Origin of the sequence: Photobacterium sp. Ph5 (genome assembly GCF_022129445.1) — a bacterium.
Lineage (GTDB): Bacteria > Pseudomonadota > Gammaproteobacteria > Enterobacterales > Vibrionaceae > Photobacterium.
This window is the reverse complement of sequence record NZ_JADQAQ010000003.1, coordinates 107,061-129,344: the sequence shown is the minus strand read 5'-3', so window position 1 is coordinate 129,344 and position 22,284 is coordinate 107,061. Positions and strand designations below refer to the sequence as shown.

Sequence of the window (22,284 nt, the reverse complement as noted above, 5' to 3'; positions counted from 1 at the left end):
TTGCCTCTTATGCGTATAGCGGGTTGATCTTGTCAGCGTCGATATCGAACTTAGCAATTGCGTCTACAACTACAGCGTTATCAATATCACCACGTTTAGCGAGTTCAGAAAGTGCAGCAACAACAACGTAGCCAGCATTCACTTCAAAGTGACGACGTAGGTTTGCACGGCTATCAGAACGACCGAAACCATCAGTACCAAGAACCTTGTAAGACTCAGATGGCATGAATGCACGTACTTGTTCTGCGTAGTTCTTCATGTAGTCCGTTGCAGCGATTGCAGGCTCAGAACCCATTGCAGTTGTTAGGTAAGGAACCTTCTTCTCTGCAGTTGGGTGAAGCATGTTGTAACGCTCACAATCTTGACCATCACGAGTTAGTTCGTTGAATGATGTTACAGAGTAAACATCAGACGCTACACCGTACTCTTCGCTTAGGATCTGTGCCGCTTTACGTACTTCGTTCATGATAGTACCAGAGCTCATTAACTGAACTTTAGACTTATCACCAGCGTGAGACTCAAGCTTGTAAATACCCTTACGGATGCCTGCTTCAGCGCCTTCTGGCATTGCTGGCATTGCGTAGTTTTCGTTCATTACTGTTAGGTAGTAGTAAACGTTCTCTTGGTTTTCACCGTACATGCGACGAATACCGTCTTGCATGATAACCGCAAGCTCGTAAGCAAACGTTGGATCGTAAGAGATACAGTTAGGTACTGTGTTTGCAAGAATATGGCTGTGACCATCTTCGTGCTGTAGACCTTCACCGTTCAGTGTTGTACGACCTGCAGTAGCACCTAGTAGGAAGCCACGTGCTTGTTGGTCACCTGCTAACCATGCCATGTCACCAATACGTTGGAAACCGAACATTGAGTAGTAGATGTAGAATGGGATCATTGGAAGATCGTTGGTGCTGTAAGATGTTGCAGCAGCAACCCAAGATGCCATTGAACCTAGTTCGTTGATACCTTCTTGAAGTACCTGACCAGATGTTGCTTCTTTGTAGAAAGAAACGATGCCTTTATCTTCTGGTGTGTAAGTTTGACCATCTGGGTTGTAGATACCAACCTGACGGAATAAACCTTCCATACCGAACGTACGCGCTTCATCACAGATAATTGGAACGATATTCTTACCGATCGCTTTATCTTTAAGAAGAATATTTAGTGCACGAACATAAGCCATAGTGGTTGAGATTTCACGCTTCTGCTCACTTAGTAGTGGTGCAAATGCATCAAGCTCAGGCACTTTAAATTCTTGAGTGAACTTAGGGCTACGCTTAGGTGTGTAACCGTGTAGCGCATCACGACGAGCGTGTAAGTAGTTGTACTCAGCTGAGCCTTCTTCCAGTTTTAGGTAAGGCAGAGTCTTAAGATCTTCTTCTGAGATAAGATCTTGTAGACCTAGACGATCACGTAAGTATTGAACGTGCGTCATGTCCATCTTCTTAACACCGTGAGCGATGTTCTTACCTTCAGCCGCTTCACCCATGCCGTAACCTTTAACAGTCTTAGCTAGGATCACAGTTGGCTTACCGCTTGTTTCTTTTGCATTGTTAAATGCAGCAAATAGTTTCGAAGAATCGTGACCACCACGCTTCAATTCGAAGATTTGCTCATCAGTCATGTCAGAAACAAGTGCCGCTGTTTCAGGGTACTTACCAAAGAAGTGCTCACGTACATAAGCGCCATCTTTAGATTTGAATGTTTGGTAGTCACCATCGATAGTTTCGTTCATAAGCTGTAGTAGCTTACCAGACGTATCTTTCGCTAGTAGTGCATCCCAGTTGTTACCCCAGATAACTTTAACAACGTTCCAACCAGCACCTTTAAATAGACCTTCAAGCTCTTGAATGATCTTACCGTTACCCATTACTGGGCCGTCTAGACGCTGTAAGTTACAGTTGATTAGGAAACATAGGTTGTCTAGTTTCTCACGCGCAGCGAAAGAAATAGCACCACGTGATTCTGGCTCATCCATCTCACCATCGCCCAAGAACGCATATACACGCTGAGCTGAAGTATCTTTAAGGCCACGACCTTCTAGGTACTTAAGGAAACGAGCTTGGTAGATCGCAGAAATTGGACCTAGACCCATAGAAACCGTTGGGAACTGCCAGAATTCAGGCATTAGTTTAGGGTGTGGGTATGAAGGAATACCTTTACCATCAACTTCTTGACGGAAGTTATCTAGCTGCTCTTCAGTTAGACGACCTTCAACAAACGCACGAGAGTAAATTCCTGGAGAAATGTGACCTTGGTAGTAAACCAAATCACCGCCATCAACATCGTTAGGCGCACGGAAGAAGTGGTTGAAACATACTTCGTAAAAAGCAGAAGCAGACTGGTAAGAAGCCATATGGCCGCCTAAGTCTAAATCTTTCTTAGAAGCACGTAGAACGATCATGATTGCGTTCCAACGGATGATAGAACGAATACGACGCTCTAATGTTACATCACCTGGGTACGCGGGTTCTTGTGCTGCTGGAATTGTATTGATGTAGTTTGTGTTTACGCCAGTCGGCATATCTACACCATCTAAACGAGCTTTTTCTAATACTTGCTCAAGTAAGAACTGTGCGCGTTCTACACCTTCTTCACGGACAACTGATTCAAGTGCTTCTAGCCAATCTTGAGTTTCCAGTACATCCACGTCACTTTTCATGACTTCAGACATGCGATCTATCCTTTCGTTGATAATCTACTAACAATGTCGCGACTAGGTCTAACTTCGTTTTTAGGTATGAAGTTAAGACTCTAACCCGTCCTTGCGCTGTTGAATCCGACGAAGAGAGCGTTCACGTCTGCTATCTTCACGCGATAAATCCAACAAGGTTTCCTCGATGTAAGCCAAATGTGCATGCGATGCTTCACGGGCCTTTTCAGGCTCACCAGAAACAATCGCCTGCACAATATTAGCTCGGTGCTTTCTTACTTTCTCCACCACTTCAGGTCGGCGGTTTAGGAGTTCGAAATTTTGTAATACGTTTTGCTCAAGTAGCGGCGCTAAACTACGAATAATATGTAATAACACCACATTGTGAGCCGATTCTGTTACCGCAATAAGATATTGCATCACCGCCGTCGCTTCAGCGGGTAAATCCCCTTGTTGCTGCGCGTCTTGAATACGGTGATGACAATCTCGAATGCGTTCAAAATCTTCTTCGTTACCTCGCAATGCGGCAAAATAAGAGGCTAAGCCTTCAAGCGCATGGCGAGATTCCAATAAATCTAATTGTGTTTCCGGATGAGTCGCTAATAGATCCAATAGTGGTTCAGAAAAACTTTGCCATAACTTTTCTTTTACGAATGTCCCGCCACCTTGACGGCGAGTAAGCAAATGCTTTGCTTCTAAACGTTGGATCGCCTCACGAACGGAAGGACGAGAAACATCGAATTGTTTTGCCAACTCTCGCTCTGGAGGTAATTGCTGACCTGGAGACAAAATGCCCTCAAGGATCAAGCGCTCCAATTCCTGCTCAATAGCATCAGAAAGCTTAGGTTGTTTAATGCGTTTATAAGTCATTTTTATCGACGCTTCTTATATTAAATCCGTTTCATAAAGACCGAATCATCGGATAATTGGTATTACCAATTATTTTACAGGGGGAAAGTGTACAGAAATAAATAAAGATGTCCACACGCAACTTGATTGAAATCATAGAACGAAGTGGGTTTTAACAAAAATTTAAACTTTTGACTTATTACTAATACAATACATATTCAGAACTAGAAACAGCCAAGCAACGAAAAAAGTGAAAGGAAGAAAGAAAAAGCAGAGTGATTGTGGAAATTGGTCAGACCAATTTGACCAATTTCCATTCGTAAATAAAACTTTAGTCTAATAACTGCCCTTTTAAAGCTGTTTTTTAAACCGTCGCCAATCAAACGATAAACCGGGATCGGTTTTTCGCCCAGGGGCAATAAATTCATGCCCTGTTACACGATTTCGAGTAATGGCTGGGTAATTAGACATCAAAGATTGAGTCAATTTTGTCAGCATTTGATATTGCTCAGAAGTATACGGTAGGTGATCTGTGCCTTCCAATTCGATACCAATTGAAAAGTCATTACACTTATCCCGATCTTCAAACTTTGATATCCCTGCATGCCAAGCACGCTGATTAAAAGGCACAAACTGTACTATTTCACCATCTCGACGGATCAAACAATGAGCAGAAACACGAAACTGATGGATGATTTCAAAATACGGATCATCAGCAGGGTTTAATTGCCCAGTAAACAGCTGCTCAATATAAGGCCCACCAAATTTACCCGGCGGTAAACTTATATTATGTACCACCAGCAATGACATCTCGTCATGAGGTCGCGTATCACAAAAAGGCGATGGCACACGCCTTGCTGTCTGTAACCAATGATCATCGTTAATGATTAACGTCATAATCCATCTTCTATTTACGTATTACTAAAACCAGATTAACGGGTAAAGTATCATTAGCTTATAACAAAAAGCCAATTTCCTCTCATCACTTTCACCTATCGCAGTAATAGATAGAAACAACCAGATATTTGGTTATTAACATTCGATTAACCCGTATTCACTTTATCCCACTCCTTTCTCACGGTATGATTTGCGCCATCATTCGCAGCACTTTTGCTGCTAAACGCGCAATGGATACAAGAAGACAGATATGGAACACAAACACGATAGCAGTGCCCGCCTCGCTTACCTTAAACAACTTCTCCCAATCGAGATCAGCCGTACTGTTGCCGATACACTTCGCGAAGATTTAGGTGGTGAGATTAATGCCAATCTCGATATTACTGCCAATCTAATTCCTGCCGATAGCCAAGGCGTTGCCACCATAATTACCCGCGAACAGGGCGTATTTTGCGGCAAAATGTGGGCTGATGAAGTATTTAAGCAACTCGGAGGCGAAGTCACCATTGATTGGCATGTAGAAGATGGTGATGTAGTCGAGCCCAATCAAACCTTGTGTACCCTATCTGGTCCGTCACGTGCGCTGCTTACTGGCGAGCGTAACGCGATGAACTTTATTCAAACCCTATCAGGTTGCGCGACATTAACCGCCGAATATGTCAAACAACTGGAAGGCACCAACACTCGCCTGCTTGATACCCGTAAAACCGTTCCTTGCCTGCGTAGTGCATTAAAATATGCCGTAACTTGCGGTGGTGGTTTTAATCACCGTATTGGCGTGTTTGATGCTTACCTAATAAAAGAGAACCACATCATTGCCTGTGGTGGTATTGAACAAGCGATTACTACAGCCAAACAGCTAAATCCCAATAAACCTGTCGAAGTTGAAACCGAAAGCCTTGCAGAGCTAAAACAAGCCATTGAAGCAGGCGCTGATATTGTGATGCTGGATAACTTTACCTTAGCCATGATGCGTGAAGCAGTCGCGTTTAACGCAGGACGTGTGGCATTGGAAAACTCAGGTGATATTACCCTTACTAATATCCGCGAATGTGCAGAAACGGGCGTTGATTATATTTCGGTAGGCGCACTGACTAAGCACGTTAAAGCGATGGACTTATCGATGCGTTTTAAGTAGCACCTCTCTACTATCAGCTTTTTGTGACAAAAATATTTAGCTGATAGCTTTATTTATAAAGAAAGAGAAAAATAACCACTGATTTTTCTCTTTCTACTTCACATCTTACTGAATTTTATAAAAATCAAACCTAATTCCGAGCGGTTACTCGCTTTGATCTTTGCAACTTCTGCAACGTATTATTTATTTTTACCACCCGTGCCGAGCTATCCCTTTTTCGTTATTCACTCTAACAATAAAGCCTCTATTCTGAACTTAATTCCATTCGCGAATTTATGAAGTTAACTCATTTATTATTTTGTTACTTAAGGACAGAGAAATGAAAAAACAACAGGGTTTTACTCTTATTGAATTGCTTATCGTTGTAGCAATCATTGGCGTATTAAGTGCTATTGCAATTCCAACATACAAAAACTATATCGTTAAATCAGATATAGCATCAGGTGTAGCAACAGCACGAGGTTTGTTAACTAACACAGACTTGTATATTCAAGAAAATAGCGTATTCCCAACTAACAATATAGCAGGTTTTACTGCTGTAGGTGGAGCGACAGATATGAGCTCACTAGGTGCACTTAGCTTTATTGATATCAGTGGCGCAAATGGAACAATCAAATTCCTATTTAATTCAAAATCAGCAGTTGATGGTAGTGATGCGCAGTTTGTACGTAGTGCTAGTGGTTGGAAATGTACCTTCACTCCACAAACTGATTTAACGATCGATCCAGCGGCTTTACCTAAAGGCTGTGGTGAACCAACTCCATAACTTAATATGCAAACTAATCTCGCTTCAATCCTAGCTCAAGCTAATTTAATTAGCCCAGAGCAAGAACAACAAGTGGTCGAGTTTGTGACGGCGGAAGGGATTAACGTCCCGACCGCCTTAACTCGTTTAGGGGTATTAAGCGATATCGATTTAGCTGATAACCTAGCTAATTTATTTGGCCTACAAAAAGTCGATGTTCACCACTACGATTATGACGGTTGTTGTCAAAGCGTTTACCAGCGTGAATTAGTGCTACGTCATCGTGCCCTACCATTAACCCAAGATGCTAATAGTTTATTTTTAGGCGTCAGCGATCCCACTAATATGGATGCGCAAGACGAGTTTCGTTTTGCTGTAGGTAAAACCGTTGAATTTCTAGTTTTAGAAAACAAACAGTTAGAATCCGCCATTCGCCGTGTTTATGGCAGCGATATTGGTGAAACCAACCACAATAAACAGGTCAGTGATGCCGATTTAGGTGAACTGGTTGATATTAGCGATGCTGAACTCGATGATGCTACCGATTTAAGCCAAGACAGCGCCCCAGTTACCCGTTATATCAACCAAGTATTATTAGATGCAGTACGCCGAAAAGCCTCCGATATTCATTTTGAACCTTATGAGCATAACTACCGTATTCGCTTTCGCTGCGACGGTATTTTGCACCAACACTTAACTCCGCCTGCCAGTTTATCTCGCCGATTATCGACCCGTTTAAAGGTGATGTCGAAACTCAACATTGCCGAGCGACGTCAACCACAAGATGGACGAATAAAGCTAAAACTCTCGGATAATTTGGCGATTGATTTACGTGTTTCGACCCTACCGACGCTATGGGGTGAAAAAGTCGTACTGCGGATCTTAGATAGCTCAGCTGCGAATCTTAATATTGATATTTTAGGTTATAACGATAAACAAAAATCCGATTATTTAACCGCTCTTGAGCGCCCACAAGGGATGATATTAATTACCGGTCCAACAGGTAGTGGTAAAACCGTCTCGCTATATACTGGGCTAAATATTTTAAATACCGATGAGCGCAATATTTCGACTGCCGAAGATCCAGTAGAAATTAACCTGCCTGGTATTAACCAAGTACAAATTAATCAGCAAGTCGGTTTAAGCTTTGCCGATGCCCTGCGTTCATTTTTGCGTCAAGACCCCGACATTGTCATGGTGGGGGAAATTCGTGATTTAGAAACCGCCTCTATTGCGGTAAAAGCCGCCCAAACGGGACACTTAGTATTATCAACCTTGCATACGAATTCTGCCGCTGAAACCATTACCCGTTTAACCAATATGGGGGTAGAAGATTTTAACCTCGCTTCATCACTGAGCTTAATTATCGCCCAGCGTCTTGCCCGTCGTTTATGCAAAAGCTGCAAACAACCACACCCACTTGACCCCATTACCTGTCAACGTTTAAACCTGCCGCAAAACACCAGTGTGTATAAAGCCAATAACGCTGGGTGTGATGATTGCAACAAAGGCTATGCAGGACGCGTTGGTATTTATGAAGTCATGGTGTTTAGCCGTGAGATCGCCGAAGCCTTAATGACCAATGCTACCGCCCTACAATTAGAAGATATTGCCGCACAGCAAGGGATGAAACGGCTTAAAGAATCCGGCATTGAAAAATTAACAGACGGCATTACCAGCCTTGCTGAATTGCAACGAGTACTACAGTTATAACCTTCCCGACTTTGTATTAATTGTTTGATAGAGAATTTCGCTTATGAGTACAGCAGCCACTAAAATTCGTTATTACAACTGGCGGGGAACCAACCAAGCAGGACGTAAAGTCTCAGGCACCACTTTAGGTTTTCAGGAGCAAGAAGTGCGTCACCAACTGCTTGAACAGAAAATTGTGGTTAAAAAAATCAAGAAAACCTCACCCTCTTTTTTGACCAAAATGCGCGATCAAATGAAAGGTGAAGATGTCACCGCAGTAACCCGTCAGCTTGCTACCATGATCGAATCTGGCGTGCCTGTAGTACAAGCTCTGCAACTGATGGCAAGCAGTTATAATAAAGCTGAAATGCGCGCAACCTTGCTGCAAATTACTACCCAAGTCGAATCTGGTGCTTCGCTTTCTAGTGCGATGCGCTCAAGCTCTCCTCTGTTTGATAAATTCTTCTGTGATTTAGTCGCTACCGGTGAACAAACCGGCCACTTAGGACAAGTGTTTGCACGTATTGCGGTATACCGTGAAAAAAGCGAAGCAATGCGCAAGAAAGTCATAAAAGCGATGATTTATCCTGCAATGGTCACATTAACAGCAGTTATTGTTACTGTTGTTATGTTGTTATTTGTGATTCCTGAATTTGCAGCAATATTTGATGGTTTTGGCGCTGAATTACCGATTTTTACCCAACTAGTTATTAAGGCATCCGATTTTTTAATTGATTATGGAATTTATCTTGGAGCTGGCGTTGGAATAGCCGTTTTCCTGTATCGTTATTTTTATAAAAAATCCGATGATTTTCGCTATAAAGCCAATAAATTTGTACTAAAACTGCCTATTTTTGGTGATGTGTTACTTAAAGCTACTATTTCTCGCTTTGCTCGTACTTTAGCCACCACCTTTACAGCAGGCATTCCGCTTTTATCCGGTATTCAATCGGCAGGAAGAACCTGTGGTAACTTGTATATCGAAAAGGCGATTGAAGAAGTTTATGAAAGTACCGCTGGCGGTATGCCACTGTATTTAGCCCTTCGTCAATCAGGGGTCTTTCCTGAACTCATGCTGCAAATGGTGATGATTGGTGAAGAATCTGGCTCACTCGATGACATGCTGAATAAAATGGCGCAAATCTATGAGGCCGATGTTGATAATACCGTTGATAACCTCGGGCAAATATTAGAGCCTTTCATTATTATTATTTTGGGTGGATTAATTGGTGGCTTACTGGTTGCTATGTATATGCCAATCTTTACCTTGATGAGTGTTATCGGTTAAGACTATTTTTTGTAGCCATCTGCAAGTAAATCGCATTATTCATTTCCCATAATCATCGGCTAGGATCACCTAGCCGTTTGCCTTACAATAACCGCCTAATTTTTAAGAGATCCTCACATGGCAGTACTTTCCTATTACCCTTGGTTATATCCCCTTTTTGCCGTTATTTTTGGTCTATTGGTCGGCAGTTTTTTAAATGTGGTGATTTATCGCTTGCCGATTATGATGGAGCGTCAATGGCGCAAAGAGTGCCAAGAATGTTTTCCTGAAATAGATAACCAGCCAGACGATTCGGTATTTAATTTAAGTGTGCCACGTTCACGCTGCCCACACTGTAATCACGCTATTAGTGCGCTTGAAAATATTCCAGTGATCAGCTGGTTAGCTCTGAGCGGCAAATGCAAAGAATGCAAAGCGCCAATCAGCAAACGCTACCCAGCGATTGAATTACTGACAGCGGCAATGAGCTTAACGGTATCACTGATGCTACCGCCAACATGGTGGGCAATCGCGGTGATCTTTTTCACCTTCGCGTTAATTGCGCTTACTTTTATCGATATCGATAAAATGCTGCTGCCCGATCAAATTACCTTACCGCTAATGTGGGCGGGTATTTTGCTCTCTGTAATGGGTATTAGCCCTGTATCTCTGACTGATTCGGTGATTGGTGCAATGGCAGGTTACTTATCGTTGTGGAGCGTATTCTGGGTCTTTAAGTTACTGACTAAAAAAGACGGTATGGGCTATGGCGACTTTAAATTACTCGCCGCGTTAGGTGCATGGCTTGGCTGGCAATTGCTGCCGTTTGTGGTGTTGCTCTCTTCTTTAGTCGGCGCGCTGTGCGGTATTGTATTACTGAAAATGCAAGATGCGGATAATCAAACCCCGTTCTCATTTGGCCCTTACCTTGCGGTTGCGGGTTGGATAGCATTGTTATGGGGTGAGCCTATTGTGAATTGGTATGTTACCTCGTATTTAGGAATGTAATTAATGAGTATTGTCATTGGCCTAACAGGCGGAATTGGTAGCGGTAAAACCACGGTTGCTAACTTATTTGCTGATAACTACGGCATTGATATTATTGATGCCGATATTGTTGCGCGCAAAGTCGTCGAGCCAAATACTCTTGGTTTAAACGCTATTATCGAAAAACTCAGCGCTGATATTTTACTTGAAGATGGCACCTTGAATCGCGCAAAACTGCGTGAGGCTATTTTTAGTCAGCCTGAATTAAAACAATGGTTAAATGAGCTACTTCACCCATTGATCCATGAAAAGATGCTGCATGATATTAATCTAAGCAAGTCACCCTATTGTTTGTTAGTTGTGCCATTAATGGTAGAGAATAATCTACAAACTCTGACTAGCCGTTTATTGGTCGTCGATGTTGATGAGCAAACCCAAATCGAGCGTACGCAACAACGCGATAATGTCTCTGTTGAGCAAATCAAAAATATCTTAGCGAGCCAAGCAACACGCCAACAACGACTCGATGTCGCCGATGATGTCATCACGAATAATGGTGATAATCAGGCATTAACTTCACAAGTGGCGCAACTTCACAGGCTATATCTCAAAATGTGTCATGATCAGTAGTAAAATACTGTCTTAGATATGATAATTCTTACTTCGATCTTGGTTCCTGTTTGGTATTCCCCTTATGCAAGCTACGCAAATGACGCGCTATGAACACCCTTTGACAGAAAAAGTCCGTATTTATTTACGCCTTGATTATCTCTTGCGACAAATGCATCACAGCAGCAACCAAAATGATCCTTGGCAATATAAAATATTCTTCCATGCCCTTTTTGATTTGCTTGAGATCTTAGACCAAGTACAAGTTAAAACCGACCTTGCCAAAGATATCGAGAAACAACGTCAGCAACTGATGAATTGGTTAAACATTGATGGTGTTGACGAGTATGCATTGCAACAAATGATCGATTCGATGGAGCAAGCGCATAAAGCGTTAATTTCATCTCCTCGTTTAGGACAGAACTTACGAGAAGATCGTTTTCTTTCCAGCATAAAACAACGATTTTCCATCCCTGGCGGTAGTTGTTGTTTTGATCTCCCCTCATTGCATCACTGGCTGCACCTTAGCGATGAGCATAAACAACAGGCAATGAAAGGCTGGCTGCATGAGCTTTCTGAGCTTAATGAAGCACTTAATCTCTGGTTGAAGTTAACCCGAGAAAGCGCACAATATAAAACCTATCATGCACGTAATGGCTTCTTTCAGTATGACGCTGAAGATGCCTGTTTATTACGGCTAGAAATTTGCGCTAAAGATGGCGTTTATCCTATGATATCGGGACATCGTAGTCGCTTTGCTATTCGTTTTTCTCCTTTTGTGGAAGGGGATCCTGTCGCAAGCGATATTGAATTTAAATTAGCCATTTGCTGAGGTTTTTGTGTCTCAATCAACAACCAATACCAATATTACTGTCGTAAAGTGTCCTACCTGTAAAACTGAAGTGGTTTGGGGTGAGCAGAGTCCATTTCGTCCTTTTTGCTGTAAACGCTGCCAATTAATCGATCTTGGCGAATGGGCGGAAGAAGAAAAATCTATTCCAGGCGCACCAGATCTATCAGATTCAGATGGCTGGTCTGAAAATATGGGTTATTAACAGTATGGATAAAAAGCAAGTTTGGATTGCGGCAGGCATTATTTTAGATGCAGAGAAAAAGCATATTTTCATTACCCGCCGCGCTGATAAAGCGCATCAAGGTGGCTTATGGGAGTTTGCTGGCGGAAAAGTAGAAACAGGTGAAACAGCAAAGCAAGCGGTGATCCGTGAATTGCAAGAAGAAGTCGGTATTCATGCTACTGACGTTGAGCCTTTTATTGCCCTTGCTCATGATTATTCAGATAAATCACTAAAGTTTGATTTCTTTCTGATCCATCAATTTGATGGCGAAGCCTTTGGTAAAGAAGGTCAACCGGGTGAGTGGGTCGCTATCAATGCACTTGCTGATTACCCTTTCCCTGATGCTAATAAATCTGTACTCGATAAAATACAGCAGTCTTTCGCTTAATAAATTAGCTGAAGATCCACTAGAATCTACATCATTAGCCTTGATTTTCAGCCAATAAAAAAGTCGCCCTAGAGCGACTTTTTTAGTATCTACAATAAGAACAATCTTAGTTGATCTTACCGTGACATTGCTTGTACTTCTTACCAGAACCACAAGGACAAGGCTCATTACGACCTACTTTACGCTCTTCGCGCTCGTAAGTACCTTGAGCTTCAGCCTCTTCTTCTGATGATTCATCAGCAATTTGGTTTTCTGCACTTTGATGCTGGAACTGTTGACGACGAGCTAGCATTTCAGCCATTTGACGACGCTCTTCTTCCATGCGATCAACTTCTTCCTGCTGCTGTACACGTACCTTACTTAAGATAGCAACAACATCACTCTTCAAGTTATCTAGCATTTCTTCAAACAGTTCAAACGATTCACGCTTGTATTCCTGTTTAGGGTTCTTTTGTGCGTAACCACGTAGGTGAATACCTTGACGCAGGTGATCCATTGCCGCTAGGTGTTCTTTCCATAGCGTATCAAGGTTCTGTAGCATCACTGTTTTCTCGAAGTTACGTAGCACTTCAGCACCAACAACCGATTCTTTCTCACGGTAAACTTCCAGCGCTTTTTCTACAATGCGCTCACGAAGTGCTTCTTCGTAAAGTTTATCTTCTGTATCAAGCCAGTGTTGAATCGGTAGCTCAAGATCGTAATCATCTTTCAGGCGTGTTTCTAACCCTTCGATATCCCACATTTCTTCAAGTGATTGTGGTGGAATGTAGCTATCCATTAATGCATTTAGCACGTCTTCACGGTTGTGCTCAATCATTTCGCTGATATCTTCAGCATGCATTAATTCATCACGTAATTCGTAAACAACTTTACGCTGATCGTTAGCAACATCATCAAACTCAAGCAATTGCTTACGAATGTCAAAGTTACGACCTTCAACTTTACGCTGTGCGTTTTCGATAGCCTTAGATACCCAAGGATGCTCAATCGCTTCGCCTTCTTCCATACCTAATTTCTTCATCATGCCGGAAACACGATCTGAAGCGAAGATACGCATTAAGCCATCTTCCATAGATAGGTAGAAACGAGAAGAACCAGCATCACCTTGACGACCCGCACGACCACGTAACTGGTTATCGATACGACGAGATTCATGACGTTCAGTACCAATAATATGCAAGCCACCTGATGCTAATACTGCATCATGCTTTTCTTGCCATTTCGCTTTGATCTTTGCGATTTGATCTTCAGTTGGGTTATCTAGCTTTTCAACGTCAGTCTTCCACGAACCACCAAGCATGATATCGGTACCACGACCGGCCATGTTAGTTGCGATAGTTACCGCACCTGGCGCACCGGCTTCTGCGATAATATCTGCTTCTTTTTCGTGGAATTTAGCGTTTAGTACGTTGTGCTTAATGCCTTCTTTCTTAAGTGCATTAGACAGTAACTCAGATTTTTCAATCGATACCGTACCCACCAAACAAGGCTGACCATTTTGTACACGCTCTTTAATGTCTAGGCTAATCGCAGCAAACTTCTCAGTTTCTGTCATATAAACCAAGTCACCGTTATCGATACGTGCCATTGGGCGGTTAGTTGGTAGAACAACCGTATCTAGACCGTAAATAGACTGGAATTCAAACGCTTCAGTGTCAGCTGTACCTGTCATACCAGAAAGCTTATCGTACAAACGGAAGTAGTTCTGGAAGGTAATAGATGCTAGCGTTTGGTTCTCGTTTTGGATCTTCACGCCTTCTTTCGCTTCAACAGCTTGGTGAAGACCTTCAGACCAACGACGACCTGGCATTGTACGACCAGTGTGTTCATCAACGATGATCACTTCGTCATCTTGAACGATGTAATCAACGTCTTTTTCAAACAATACGTGACCACGTAAACCCGCATTGACGTGATGCAATAAGCTGATATTTGCTGGAGAGTACAAGGTATCGTGCTCTTCCATTAAGCCATTTTTAATCAATAGCTCTTCAACAAACTCCTGACCATTTTCAGTAAGGTAAGCTTGCTTCGATTTTTCATCAACGGTGTAGTGACCTTCACCACGGTACTCTTCACTATCTTCTTTATCTTGACGAACAAGCTGAGGAATTAATGCGTTGATTTTGATGTACATTTCAGAGCTGTCTTCAGCTGGACCTGAAATGATCAATGGAGTACGTGCTTCATCAATTAAGATGGAGTCAACTTCATCGACTACTGCGAAGAAACGTTCGCGTTGAACACGATCTTCTGGGCGGAATGCCATGTTATCGCGTAAGTAGTCAAAGCCAAATTCGTTATTCGTTCCGTAAAGAACATCTGCTGCATATGCTTCTTTTTTCGCAGGTGGTGACATATTAGGTACGTTTACACCTACAGTCATGCCGAGAAATTCAAATAACTCACGGTTAGTTTCGGCATCACGTGCAGCTAGGTAATCGTTCACGGTTACGATATGAACGCCTTTACCTGTTAAAGCATTTAAGTATGAAGGAAGAGTTGCAGTAAGAGTTTTACCTTCACCGGTACGCATTTCTGCAATTTTACAATCATTCAATACCATACCGCCAAGCAGCTGGACATCGAAGTGGCGCATACCGTAAATACGCTTGGATGCTTCACGAACGGTCGCGAAGGCTTCTGGTAGTAGTTGATCTAGCGTTTCGCCTTGATCTAAACGCTCACGAAATTCAGCTGTTTTTGCTTGCAGCTCATGATCTTGCAGGCTTTCAAATTGAGGTTCTAGCTTATTGATTTGATCAACAATTTTGCGCATACGACGCAGAGTGCGGTCGTTACGGCTACCGATAACTTTAGTCAGTAGTTTTGATAACATGGCGATGCCGTTTTCTCTTTGTTATATCAGCGTATCTATTGCTGAATCGCTTAATCTGGTTTCATTCTCTGGGGGACCGTAAGCAATCCCTGTCCCACTAGAATCGCCACAATGGTGACTAAGAGGATAATCCTGAAACTGTGTCATACTAATATTGTGTCATGAAAACAACTTTTCAAGGGGTCTTCATTAATAACCATCACCAAATAAAACGAGATAGCAATTTAACGCTTAAATACGACGGTGGCAGTAACAACACTTGCAGGTACATCTTTCAAGATATATTAACCTATATGAGTGATATAATAAGTCATATTAGTGTCATCGCCTATGGGAAAAGCAGGCTCAACACTTTTTATATTCGTAAAATTAGGATCATATCCGCAATTTTTTAACTTTGGGCTATAACATTACTTAGGATCACAGACGATGAGAGATCGCCGTCCCCAAACTACCGGGGATCTTTTAGAGGAAACTGGGCTTAATAATATCCAACAGCGAGCTATCGCTTTAAGCCAGTTAAATACTGCAGTAAAGCAACATGTTAATTGTGCTGAGCATTGCCGTGTGAGTAATTATCGTCATGGAATTTTGATCATTGAGACTGAATCAGCAGCATGGTCGATGCGTCTTAATTACGAACGCCATACTCTGATGATGAAATTGCGAGAAAAGCTGTTACCTAAATTGCAGGATATTGAAATCAAAGTGAACCCTTCTCTTGCGTCAGTAAAGAAACAGAAACAAGATAAAATACCAGATATTGTGCAAAAGCCGATCACTGAGGTTGCGGCTCAACACCTCTTAGCGACGGCAGCGACTGCGCCGGATAAAGTTAAGAAACGCTTAGAGCGTCTTGCTCTATTGGCACAAAAGAAAAAACACTAATGCCAATAAAATCCAGATACAAAAACGCCGAGCAACTGCTCGGCGTTTTTTAATTCTTTTCGCATTTGGTATTAAGCGAGAACCATTCCAGGTTGAGCAAAAGTAACCGGTACCTGCTGCTCATCTTCGAACGTTGACCATTCATAGGCTTCTTGATCAGCTAATACTGCACGTAATAATTGGTTGTTTAACGCATGTCCTGATTTATAAGCACGCATCTCACCAATGATATTATGTCCACACATGTAGAGATCACCAATGGCATCTAATACTTTGTGAGTGACTAACTCATTATCAAAACGCAAACCGTCATCATTCAGAATACGATAATCGTCCAGTACAATAGCATTATCGAAACTACCACCTAAACATAAGTTTTGTGATTGTAAGTATTCGATATCACGCATGAAACCAAAGGTTCGAGCGCGGCTGATATTTTTAACAAAAGACTTACTTGAAAAATCTAACACTAGACGCTGCTGATCTGATTCAATCGCAGGGTGGTTAAACTCGATAGCAAAATCTAGACGGAAACCGTTATAAGGAACGAGCTCCGCCCACTTGTCGCCATCTTCAATGCGAACAGGCTTTTTGATTCGTAGAAAACGCTTAGGTGCATTCAACGTTTCAATACCTGCAGATTGAAGCAGGTAGATAAATGGGCTCGCGCTACCATCCATAATTGGAATTTCTGGTGCGTTCACTTCGATAATCACGTTATCGATACCCATACCTGCTAGTGCTGCATTCAAGTGCTCAACCGTTGATATACGCACGCCCTCTTCATTAACAAGAGCTGTACATAGCATGGTATCGCGCACAGAGTCTGCATTTGCAGGAAAATCCACTGGTGGATTTAAATCTGTACGGCGGTAAATCACGCCTGTATTCGCGGCTGCAGGACGCAGAATAAGCGTCACTTTACGTCCAGAGTGGAGACCCACACCAGTCGTTTGCACAATGCTTTTAAGTGTACGTTGTCTGATCATCTGCTCATATCTCAACTGTTAAACAAACTTTTGTCATAAAGCAACTAAGCTAAATAAAACCCATTATCAACTACAATTACGTGAAATGGGTATAAATAATACCATAAGCTACTAAATATCCAAAATAATTTGAAATAGGCTAAACAAGTGCCTTTAAACTTATCGAAAAAGGCACCACTAAGTTACTGATTATCTAGCTATAAAAACCATAACATTTCAATATGGGTATATTTAATGTCATTGCTTTTTTATATAACCAATCAGCATTACCTATTAACTATAGATATTAATCAGCTTGTTTACGCAAAAATGCAGGAATATCTAAGTAATCATGATCCGCTTGTGGCTTAGCCGCCGTCGCTTGACCATCATTATTCGTTACCGTCTTTTCTTCAGCAACAACTGTTTTTTCTTGTGCTACTGTCGCTTGTACAGGCTTAGATGAAGTCACTAGCGTAATATCCGCTTTTACTTCTTTACCAATACCTGTAGCAACAACTGTTACACGTAGTTCATCAGTCATATCTGGATCTAAAGATGTACCGATAACAACAGTTGCGTTGTCAGATGCGAATGCTTTCACTGTGTTACCCACAGTTTCGAATTCGTCTAGACGCATATCCATACCCGCAGTGATGTTAACAAGAACACCACGCGCACCAGCTAGATCGATATCTTCTAGTAGTGGACTAGAAATTGCCATTTCAGCCGCTTCTTCAGCACGGTCGTCGCCAGAAGCAACACCGCTACCCATCATTGCATGACCCATCTCAGACATTACTGTACGTACGTCAGCAAAGTCGACGTTGATCATACCAGGGCGTGTGATTAGCTCAGCAATACCTTGAACAGCGTTCTTAAGAACGTCGTTTGCTTTAGCAAAAGCGTCAAGCAATGTGATACCACGACCAAGTACTTTTAGTAGCTTCTCGTTTGGAATCGTAATCAATGAATCAACATGCTTTGAAAGCTCATCGATACCTTGCTCAGCAAAAGCCATACGCTTCTTACCTTCAAAGCTAAATGGTTTAGTCACCACCGCCACAGTAAGAATACCTAGCTCTTTTGCCACTTCAGCAATGATTGGAGCAGCACCAGTACCAGTACCACCACCCATACCAGCAGCAATGAAGATCATATCAGAGCCTTCTAGCTCTTTTTTGATTGCTTCACGGTCTTCTAGTGCAGAATCACGACCTACTTGTGGGTTAGCGCCCGCACCCAAACCTTTAGTGATATCACCACCGATTTGAATAACTGTACTTACGCTTGTTTTACGTAGTGCTTGTGCATCAGTGTTAACACTAATGAACTGCACGCCTTCGATAGATTCACGTACCATGTGATCGACAGCATTACCGCCGCCGCCGCCAACGCCAATGACCTTAATTACCGCTTCATCAGACATTTCCATCATCGGTTCAAACATGTGTTCTCTCCGTTATCCTGTTCGCATCAGGTTTAAAATTCTTTTTTTAACCAACCACTAATTCGTGAAAATAAACCAGTAACTGAACGTTTAGGTTCTAGCTCACTTTCATCAAATGATTGACTGTCCTTTCCGTAATGCAGTAATCCTACTGCAGTTGCATAAGTTGGGGCCTGAACATAATCAGTTAAGCCACTTAACTCTAAAGGTTGACCTATACGCACTTGGTGACGGAACACCCGTTCTGCACATTCAGTCAGACCTTCCATTTGTGCAGCGCCCCCGGTTAGGACGATGCCCGCGGCTAAGTGGTGTTTAACACCCGCTTCACGCAACTGTTCTTGTACTGTTAACAGCTTTTGATTAACCAGCCCCAGCAATTCGCTATAACGAGGCTCTATCACTTCTGCTAGTGTTTGGCTTTGTAAACTGCGAGACGGTCGACCTCCGACACTTGGAACATCAACCTTGGCATCTTTACTCACCAATTCACTCAGTGCACAGCCGTATTTCACTTTAATTTCTTCAGCGTCACCCGGCGGTGTACCAAATGCATAAGCAATATCACTGGTTACTACATTACCCGCATACGGAATTACTGCCGCATGACGTAATGCACCACCAGACCAAATAGCAAGATCCATCGTTCCGCCGCCGATATCGACAACACATACGCCTAGCTCTCGCTCATCCGGTGTCAGTACAGCATAGCTTGATGCTAATCCTGAGAAAATCAGATGATCAACTTTCAAGTTACAACGCTCTACTGCTTTAACGATGTTTTTCGCCATGTCATTGTGACACGTGATCAAATGAACACTGGCTTCCATACGAACCCCTGATAAACCAACAGGGTTTTTAATTCCCTCTTGATAATCAATAGCAAATTCCTGAGGAATTACATGTAAAGTTCGTTGTTCATCGCTTAATTTTACTGACTTCGCCGTATGAATAACATTATCGACGTCGTCTTGTGTCACTTCTTTTTCAGAAATTGGCACCATGCCATTTTCTGTTTGGCAACTAATATGTTTACCTGATAACGACAAGTACACGGAACTGATTTGGCATTCTGCCATTAACTCAGCTTTATCAACAGCACGTTGCACTGATTTAACAACAGATTCAAGGTCGTTAACCCCACCTTTATCCATTCCGCGTGACGGACTGCTTCCCATACCGATAACATTTACTGTGTTATCAGGCAGCACTTCCCCAACCAAAGCCGTAACTTCGGATGTGCCTATATCAAGACCAACGATAAGTTTTTGATCTGCAGCCTTAGTCATTAACACACGCTCTTATTTGGTATCCGATACATGAGCATCATGTTCCGGTATTGTTTTCCAACCCACTGCTGCGCCAGTATCATAACGCAAATCCACATATTCTATCGGTTTATTCAGTTTTACTAATTCTGGATAAATTTCGATAAAACGCTTAAGACGCTCCATTCGAGCCTCACGACCCAAGTCAAGCGAAATGCCATTGGTTAATAATATTCGCCACGCTCGACGTTCATTTAATGATAATGACGCGATACTTAAGCCAGCGTTTTTCAATAAGGGACGCATTTCTCGCAGTGCAGCTAATACCTCTTCACTACTGTCCTCTGGACCAGATAGGTTAGTCAGGTTTAAATCTGCAACTTGCTCAGCAGGCGCTTTAAATACTTGGCCATCTTTATTAACCAAATACTTATGATCCCATTGCGCTACTGGTTGGTTTTCTACAATGAAAACTTTTATCGTATCAGGCCATTGTTTTCGTACTGCTGCGTGAGCAACCCACGGCAGTGCTTCTACATGAGCCTGAATAGTATTAACATCTTGGGTCATAAAGGTGCCAAGATGATCAATTGTTAATATAGTCTGGCGTACATTGTCGTTGGTTAGATAATGCAATTGTCCTTGAATCACTAATTGTGATAAGGGCAAACGGTTTGTATCTGTCATCCAGCTTTTTGTTGCGCTGAATAACCAAACCGTAAAACCAATGACAAAGAGGAAAAACGCCAATCCACCCCAGCGTGACCACTTTTTGGGAGATGGATGTGTATGCTCTTGGTCTACGACTTCTTCAGTCATTGTTTACTCTTCGCTTTACCAATTCAGCTTAACCTTACCATACAGGCATAAATTAGCTGCCAGCTATCTCAGATGTAATAAGCAAAGTTGAACAATTATACCGAGCAACTCGACCCACTCCAACACTCATGAGGCGTTTTCTGTGCACAACCTGAGAATAATTTTGTGTATATCCACCAAAATATCGAAAAAAACAAAATAACTGGCTATTGTGTACACAATCTATAGCCAGCTATTATCATTTTCGACGCATACATGCTGCCATGTACTAATTTAGTACGTTTTTTTGCATCATCTCGATATTCAACTTCATTTCTGCTAGCTGACGCGCTATTTTGCCGACATCACCGGCACCTTGTGTCAAAACTAAATCATCATTTTGAAGAATATTCGCAAGAATAGCAGGTAACTCTTCTGCTTCAGGAACAAAAATAGGATCTATTTTGCCACGGGAGCGAATAGTACGGCATAACGCTCGACCATCAGCACCTGCAATGGGTGCTTCACCAGCAGAGTAAACATCAAGCATGACTAGCACATCAACTTGATCGAGCACGTTAGCAAAATCATCATAGAGATCGCGAGTACGACTATAGCGGTGAGGTTGGAAAATCATCACTAAGCGTTTATCAGCCCAACCCGCTCGCGCAGCTTGAATAGTCACATCAACTTCGCTTGGATGATGACCATAATCATCCACCAGCATTACCTTACCGTTACCCGTTTCAAATTCACCTAAATGATCAAAACGTCGACCTGTTCCTTCAAACTCAATTAATGCACGCATGATCGCGTCATCATCAACGCCTTCTTCTGTTGCAACAGCAATCGCTGCTGTCGCATTTAATGCGTTGTGTTTACCAGGAATATTCAGAGTAATCTCTAGCGCCGGCTTATCCTTACGTAATACAGTAAAGTGACCTTGCTGACCTGTTTGGCTGTAGTTAACCAAACGTACATCAGCATCTTCTGAAAAGCCGTAAGTTAACATTGGACGACCCACACGCGGCAGTAATTCACGGACTACTGGATCATCAATACACATTACCGCCAAGCCGTAGAATGGCAGGTTATGTAAAAAATCAATAAAGGTTTGTTTTAATACTTCAAAGTCGCCGCCATAAGTATCCATATGATCAGCTTCAATATTCGTGACTACACACACCATAGGCTGAAGATGCAAGAAAGAGGCGTCACTTTCATCCGCTTCTGCGATTAAGTAACGGCTGCAGCCTAAACGTGCGTTAGTACCGGCACTTTTCACTAGCCCTCCGTTAACAAACGTTGGATCTAATCCCGCTTCAGAATAAATCTGTGTCGTTAATGCTGTCGTGGTCGTCTTACCGTGCGTACCTGCGATGGCAATACCATGACGGTAGCGCATTAACTCGGCAAGCATTTCAGCACGACGTACAACAGGAATACGTAACTCTGTAGCAGCAACAAGTTCTGGGTTTTCTTTACTAATAGCCGTTGATGCGACAACTACGCTTGCACCTTGTACATTCTCAGCAGAGTGACCAAAAAAGATCTCAGCACCTTTTGCAGTTAGACGATTAGTCACAGCGTTAGGCGCAATATCAGAACCACTAATACGGTAGCCTTCATTTACAAGTACCTCAGCAATACCGCTCATGCCAGCACCACCGATGCCAACAAAGTGAATTCGCTCAACACGGCGCATCTCAGGCACCATTGTGCGAATTTTTGCTAATTGCTGGTTATCCAGTTTACTCATCACTTTGTTCCCG

At 42.4% G+C, this 22,284-nt stretch carries 19 protein-coding genes; 10 read left to right on the top strand and 9 right to left on the bottom strand.

The features are described 5' to 3' along the window. Window positions 1–7: 7 nt before the first annotated feature. The 3 genes from aceE to ampD form a co-directional block, all read right to left on the bottom strand. Window positions 8–2,674 carry a pyruvate dehydrogenase (acetyl-transferring), homodimeric type gene (gene aceE / locus I3259_RS02285; RefSeq protein WP_238028135.1) on the bottom strand — a complete coding sequence of 889 codons (2,667 nt, stop codon included), beginning with the start codon at window positions 2,672–2,674 and terminating at the stop codon, window positions 8–10. A 72-nt stretch (window positions 2,675–2,746) separates the two neighbouring features. Then, entirely contained in the window at window positions 2,747–3,523 is a 777-nt protein-coding gene (gene pdhR, locus I3259_RS02280) for a pyruvate dehydrogenase complex transcriptional repressor PdhR (protein ID WP_238028134.1), read from the bottom strand. 330 nt (window positions 3,524–3,853) lie between these two features. Further along, window positions 3,854–4,399, bottom strand: coding sequence for a 1,6-anhydro-N-acetylmuramyl-L-alanine amidase AmpD (gene ampD, locus I3259_RS02275; protein ID WP_238028133.1), 546 nt, complete (start codon window positions 4,397–4,399; stop codon window positions 3,854–3,856). Between the two features lie 250 nt (window positions 4,400–4,649). Here ampD and nadC point away from each other — a divergent pair, with 250 nt between their 5' ends. The 9 genes from nadC (at window position 4,650) to mutT (ending at window position 12,301) form a co-directional block, all read left to right on the top strand. After that, window positions 4,650–5,537, top strand: a complete 888-nt coding sequence (nadC, locus tag I3259_RS02270; RefSeq protein ID WP_238028132.1) for a carboxylating nicotinate-nucleotide diphosphorylase — start codon at window positions 4,650–4,652, stop codon at window positions 5,535–5,537. Between the two features lie 319 nt (window positions 5,538–5,856). Beyond that, window positions 5,857–6,303: a pilin gene (locus tag I3259_RS02260; RefSeq protein WP_275949773.1), complete on the top strand. Its 447-nt coding sequence runs from the start codon at window positions 5,857–5,859 to the stop codon at window positions 6,301–6,303. Window positions 6,304–6,309: 6 nt separating this feature from the next. After that, on the top strand, window positions 6,310–7,995 hold the full coding sequence (pilB, locus tag I3259_RS02255; RefSeq protein ID WP_238028131.1) for a type IV-A pilus assembly ATPase PilB: 1,686 nt from the start codon (window positions 6,310–6,312) through the stop codon (window positions 7,993–7,995). A gap of 43 nt (window positions 7,996–8,038) precedes the next feature. Next, window positions 8,039–9,262 carry a type II secretion system F family protein gene (locus I3259_RS02250; protein WP_238028130.1) on the top strand — a complete coding sequence of 408 codons (1,224 nt, stop codon included), beginning with the start codon at window positions 8,039–8,041 and terminating at the stop codon, window positions 9,260–9,262. A 117-nt stretch (window positions 9,263–9,379) separates the two neighbouring features. Next, window positions 9,380–10,249, top strand: a complete 870-nt coding sequence (locus tag I3259_RS02245; RefSeq protein ID WP_238028129.1) for an A24 family peptidase — start codon at window positions 9,380–9,382, stop codon at window positions 10,247–10,249. Between the two features lie 3 nt (window positions 10,250–10,252). Further along, window positions 10,253–10,858 carry a dephospho-CoA kinase gene (gene coaE / locus I3259_RS02240; protein ID WP_238028128.1) on the top strand — a complete coding sequence of 202 codons (606 nt, stop codon included), beginning with the start codon at window positions 10,253–10,255 and terminating at the stop codon, window positions 10,856–10,858. 79 nt (window positions 10,859–10,937) lie between these two features. Then, entirely contained in the window at window positions 10,938–11,669 is a 732-nt protein-coding gene (gene zapD / locus I3259_RS02235) for a cell division protein ZapD (RefSeq protein ID WP_238028161.1), read from the top strand. A 7-nt stretch (window positions 11,670–11,676) separates the two neighbouring features. After that, window positions 11,677–11,892, top strand: a complete 216-nt coding sequence (gene yacG / locus I3259_RS02230) for a DNA gyrase inhibitor YacG (RefSeq protein ID WP_238028127.1) — start codon at window positions 11,677–11,679, stop codon at window positions 11,890–11,892. Window positions 11,893–11,896: 4 nt separating this feature from the next. Then, window positions 11,897–12,301 carry an 8-oxo-dGTP diphosphatase MutT gene (mutT, locus tag I3259_RS02225; protein ID WP_238028126.1) on the top strand — a complete coding sequence of 135 codons (405 nt, stop codon included), beginning with the start codon at window positions 11,897–11,899 and terminating at the stop codon, window positions 12,299–12,301. Window positions 12,302–12,407: 106 nt separating this feature from the next. Here the strand turns inward: mutT and secA are convergent, their stop codons facing one another. After that, entirely contained in the window at window positions 12,408–15,140 is a 2,733-nt protein-coding gene (gene secA / locus I3259_RS02220) for a preprotein translocase subunit SecA (RefSeq protein ID WP_238028125.1), read from the bottom strand. Between the two features lie 429 nt (window positions 15,141–15,569). Between secA and I3259_RS02215 the strand changes: the two genes are divergently transcribed. After that, the gene (locus I3259_RS02215) at window positions 15,570–16,028 is read left to right on the top strand and encodes a DciA family protein (protein ID WP_238028124.1); all 459 of its coding nucleotides are present in this window, start codon (window positions 15,570–15,572) and stop codon (window positions 16,026–16,028) included. 71 nt (window positions 16,029–16,099) lie between these two features. On the opposite strand, the gene lpxC is transcribed toward I3259_RS02215, so the two are convergent. From lpxC to murC, 5 genes are all read right to left on the bottom strand, one after another. Further along, window positions 16,100–17,017 (bottom strand): UDP-3-O-acyl-N-acetylglucosamine deacetylase, encoded by a 918-nt coding sequence (gene lpxC / locus I3259_RS02210; RefSeq protein ID WP_005371241.1) that lies wholly within the window; start codon window positions 17,015–17,017, stop codon window positions 16,100–16,102. Between the two features lie 286 nt (window positions 17,018–17,303). Next, window positions 17,304–18,446, bottom strand: coding sequence for a cell division protein FtsZ (gene ftsZ, locus I3259_RS02205; RefSeq protein ID WP_005371240.1), 1,143 nt, complete (start codon window positions 18,444–18,446; stop codon window positions 17,304–17,306). Between the two features lie 32 nt (window positions 18,447–18,478). Next, complete coding sequence (gene ftsA, locus I3259_RS02200; protein ID WP_238028123.1) at window positions 18,479–19,735, bottom strand: cell division protein FtsA; 1,257 nt, start codon at window positions 19,733–19,735, stop codon at window positions 18,479–18,481. Window positions 19,736–19,747: 12 nt separating this feature from the next. Continuing rightward, on the bottom strand, window positions 19,748–20,533 hold the full coding sequence (locus I3259_RS02195; protein WP_238028122.1) for a cell division protein FtsQ/DivIB: 786 nt from the start codon (window positions 20,531–20,533) through the stop codon (window positions 19,748–19,750). Between the two features lie 268 nt (window positions 20,534–20,801). Next, complete coding sequence (gene murC / locus I3259_RS02190) at window positions 20,802–22,271, bottom strand: UDP-N-acetylmuramate--L-alanine ligase (protein WP_238028121.1); 1,470 nt, start codon at window positions 22,269–22,271, stop codon at window positions 20,802–20,804. Window positions 22,272–22,284 lie beyond the last annotated feature (13 nt).

What these genes read in the sequence shown, in the direction of transcription:
- aceE (WP_238028135.1), bottom strand. Translation starts at nt 2,674, where the DNA reads ATGTCTGAAGTCATGAAAAGTGACGTGGATGTACTGGAAACTCAAGAT.
- pdhR (WP_238028134.1), bottom strand. Translation starts at nt 3,523, where the DNA reads ATGACTTATAAACGCATTAAACAACCTAAGCTTTCTGATGCTATTGAG.
- ampD (WP_238028133.1), bottom strand. Translation starts at nt 4,399, where the DNA reads ATGACGTTAATCATTAACGATGATCATTGGTTACAGACAGCAAGGCGT.
- nadC (WP_238028132.1), top strand. Translation starts at nt 4,650, where the DNA reads ATGGAACACAAACACGATAGCAGTGCCCGCCTCGCTTACCTTAAACAA.
- I3259_RS02260 (WP_275949773.1), top strand. Translation starts at nt 5,857, where the DNA reads ATGAAAAAACAACAGGGTTTTACTCTTATTGAATTGCTTATCGTTGTA.
- pilB (WP_238028131.1), top strand. Translation starts at nt 6,310, where the DNA reads ATGCAAACTAATCTCGCTTCAATCCTAGCTCAAGCTAATTTAATTAGC.
- I3259_RS02250 (WP_238028130.1), top strand. Translation starts at nt 8,039, where the DNA reads ATGAGTACAGCAGCCACTAAAATTCGTTATTACAACTGGCGGGGAACC.
- I3259_RS02245 (WP_238028129.1), top strand. Translation starts at nt 9,380, where the DNA reads ATGGCAGTACTTTCCTATTACCCTTGGTTATATCCCCTTTTTGCCGTT.
- coaE (WP_238028128.1), top strand. Translation starts at nt 10,253, where the DNA reads ATGAGTATTGTCATTGGCCTAACAGGCGGAATTGGTAGCGGTAAAACC.
- zapD (WP_238028161.1), top strand. Translation starts at nt 10,938, where the DNA reads ATGACGCGCTATGAACACCCTTTGACAGAAAAAGTCCGTATTTATTTA.
- mutT (WP_238028126.1), top strand. Translation starts at nt 11,897, where the DNA reads ATGGATAAAAAGCAAGTTTGGATTGCGGCAGGCATTATTTTAGATGCA.
- secA (WP_238028125.1), bottom strand. Translation starts at nt 15,140, where the DNA reads ATGTTATCAAAACTACTGACTAAAGTTATCGGTAGCCGTAACGACCGC.
- I3259_RS02215 (WP_238028124.1), top strand. Translation starts at nt 15,570, where the DNA reads ATGAGAGATCGCCGTCCCCAAACTACCGGGGATCTTTTAGAGGAAACT.
- lpxC (WP_005371241.1), bottom strand. Translation starts at nt 17,017, where the DNA reads ATGATCAGACAACGTACACTTAAAAGCATTGTGCAAACGACTGGTGTG.
- ftsZ (WP_005371240.1), bottom strand. Translation starts at nt 18,446, where the DNA reads ATGTTTGAACCGATGATGGAAATGTCTGATGAAGCGGTAATTAAGGTC.
- ftsA (WP_238028123.1), bottom strand. Translation starts at nt 19,735, where the DNA reads ATGACTAAGGCTGCAGATCAAAAACTTATCGTTGGTCTTGATATAGGC.
- I3259_RS02195 (WP_238028122.1), bottom strand. Translation starts at nt 20,533, where the DNA reads ATGACTGAAGAAGTCGTAGACCAAGAGCATACACATCCATCTCCCAAA.
- murC (WP_238028121.1), bottom strand. Translation starts at nt 22,271, where the DNA reads ATGAGTAAACTGGATAACCAGCAATTAGCAAAAATTCGCACAATGGTG.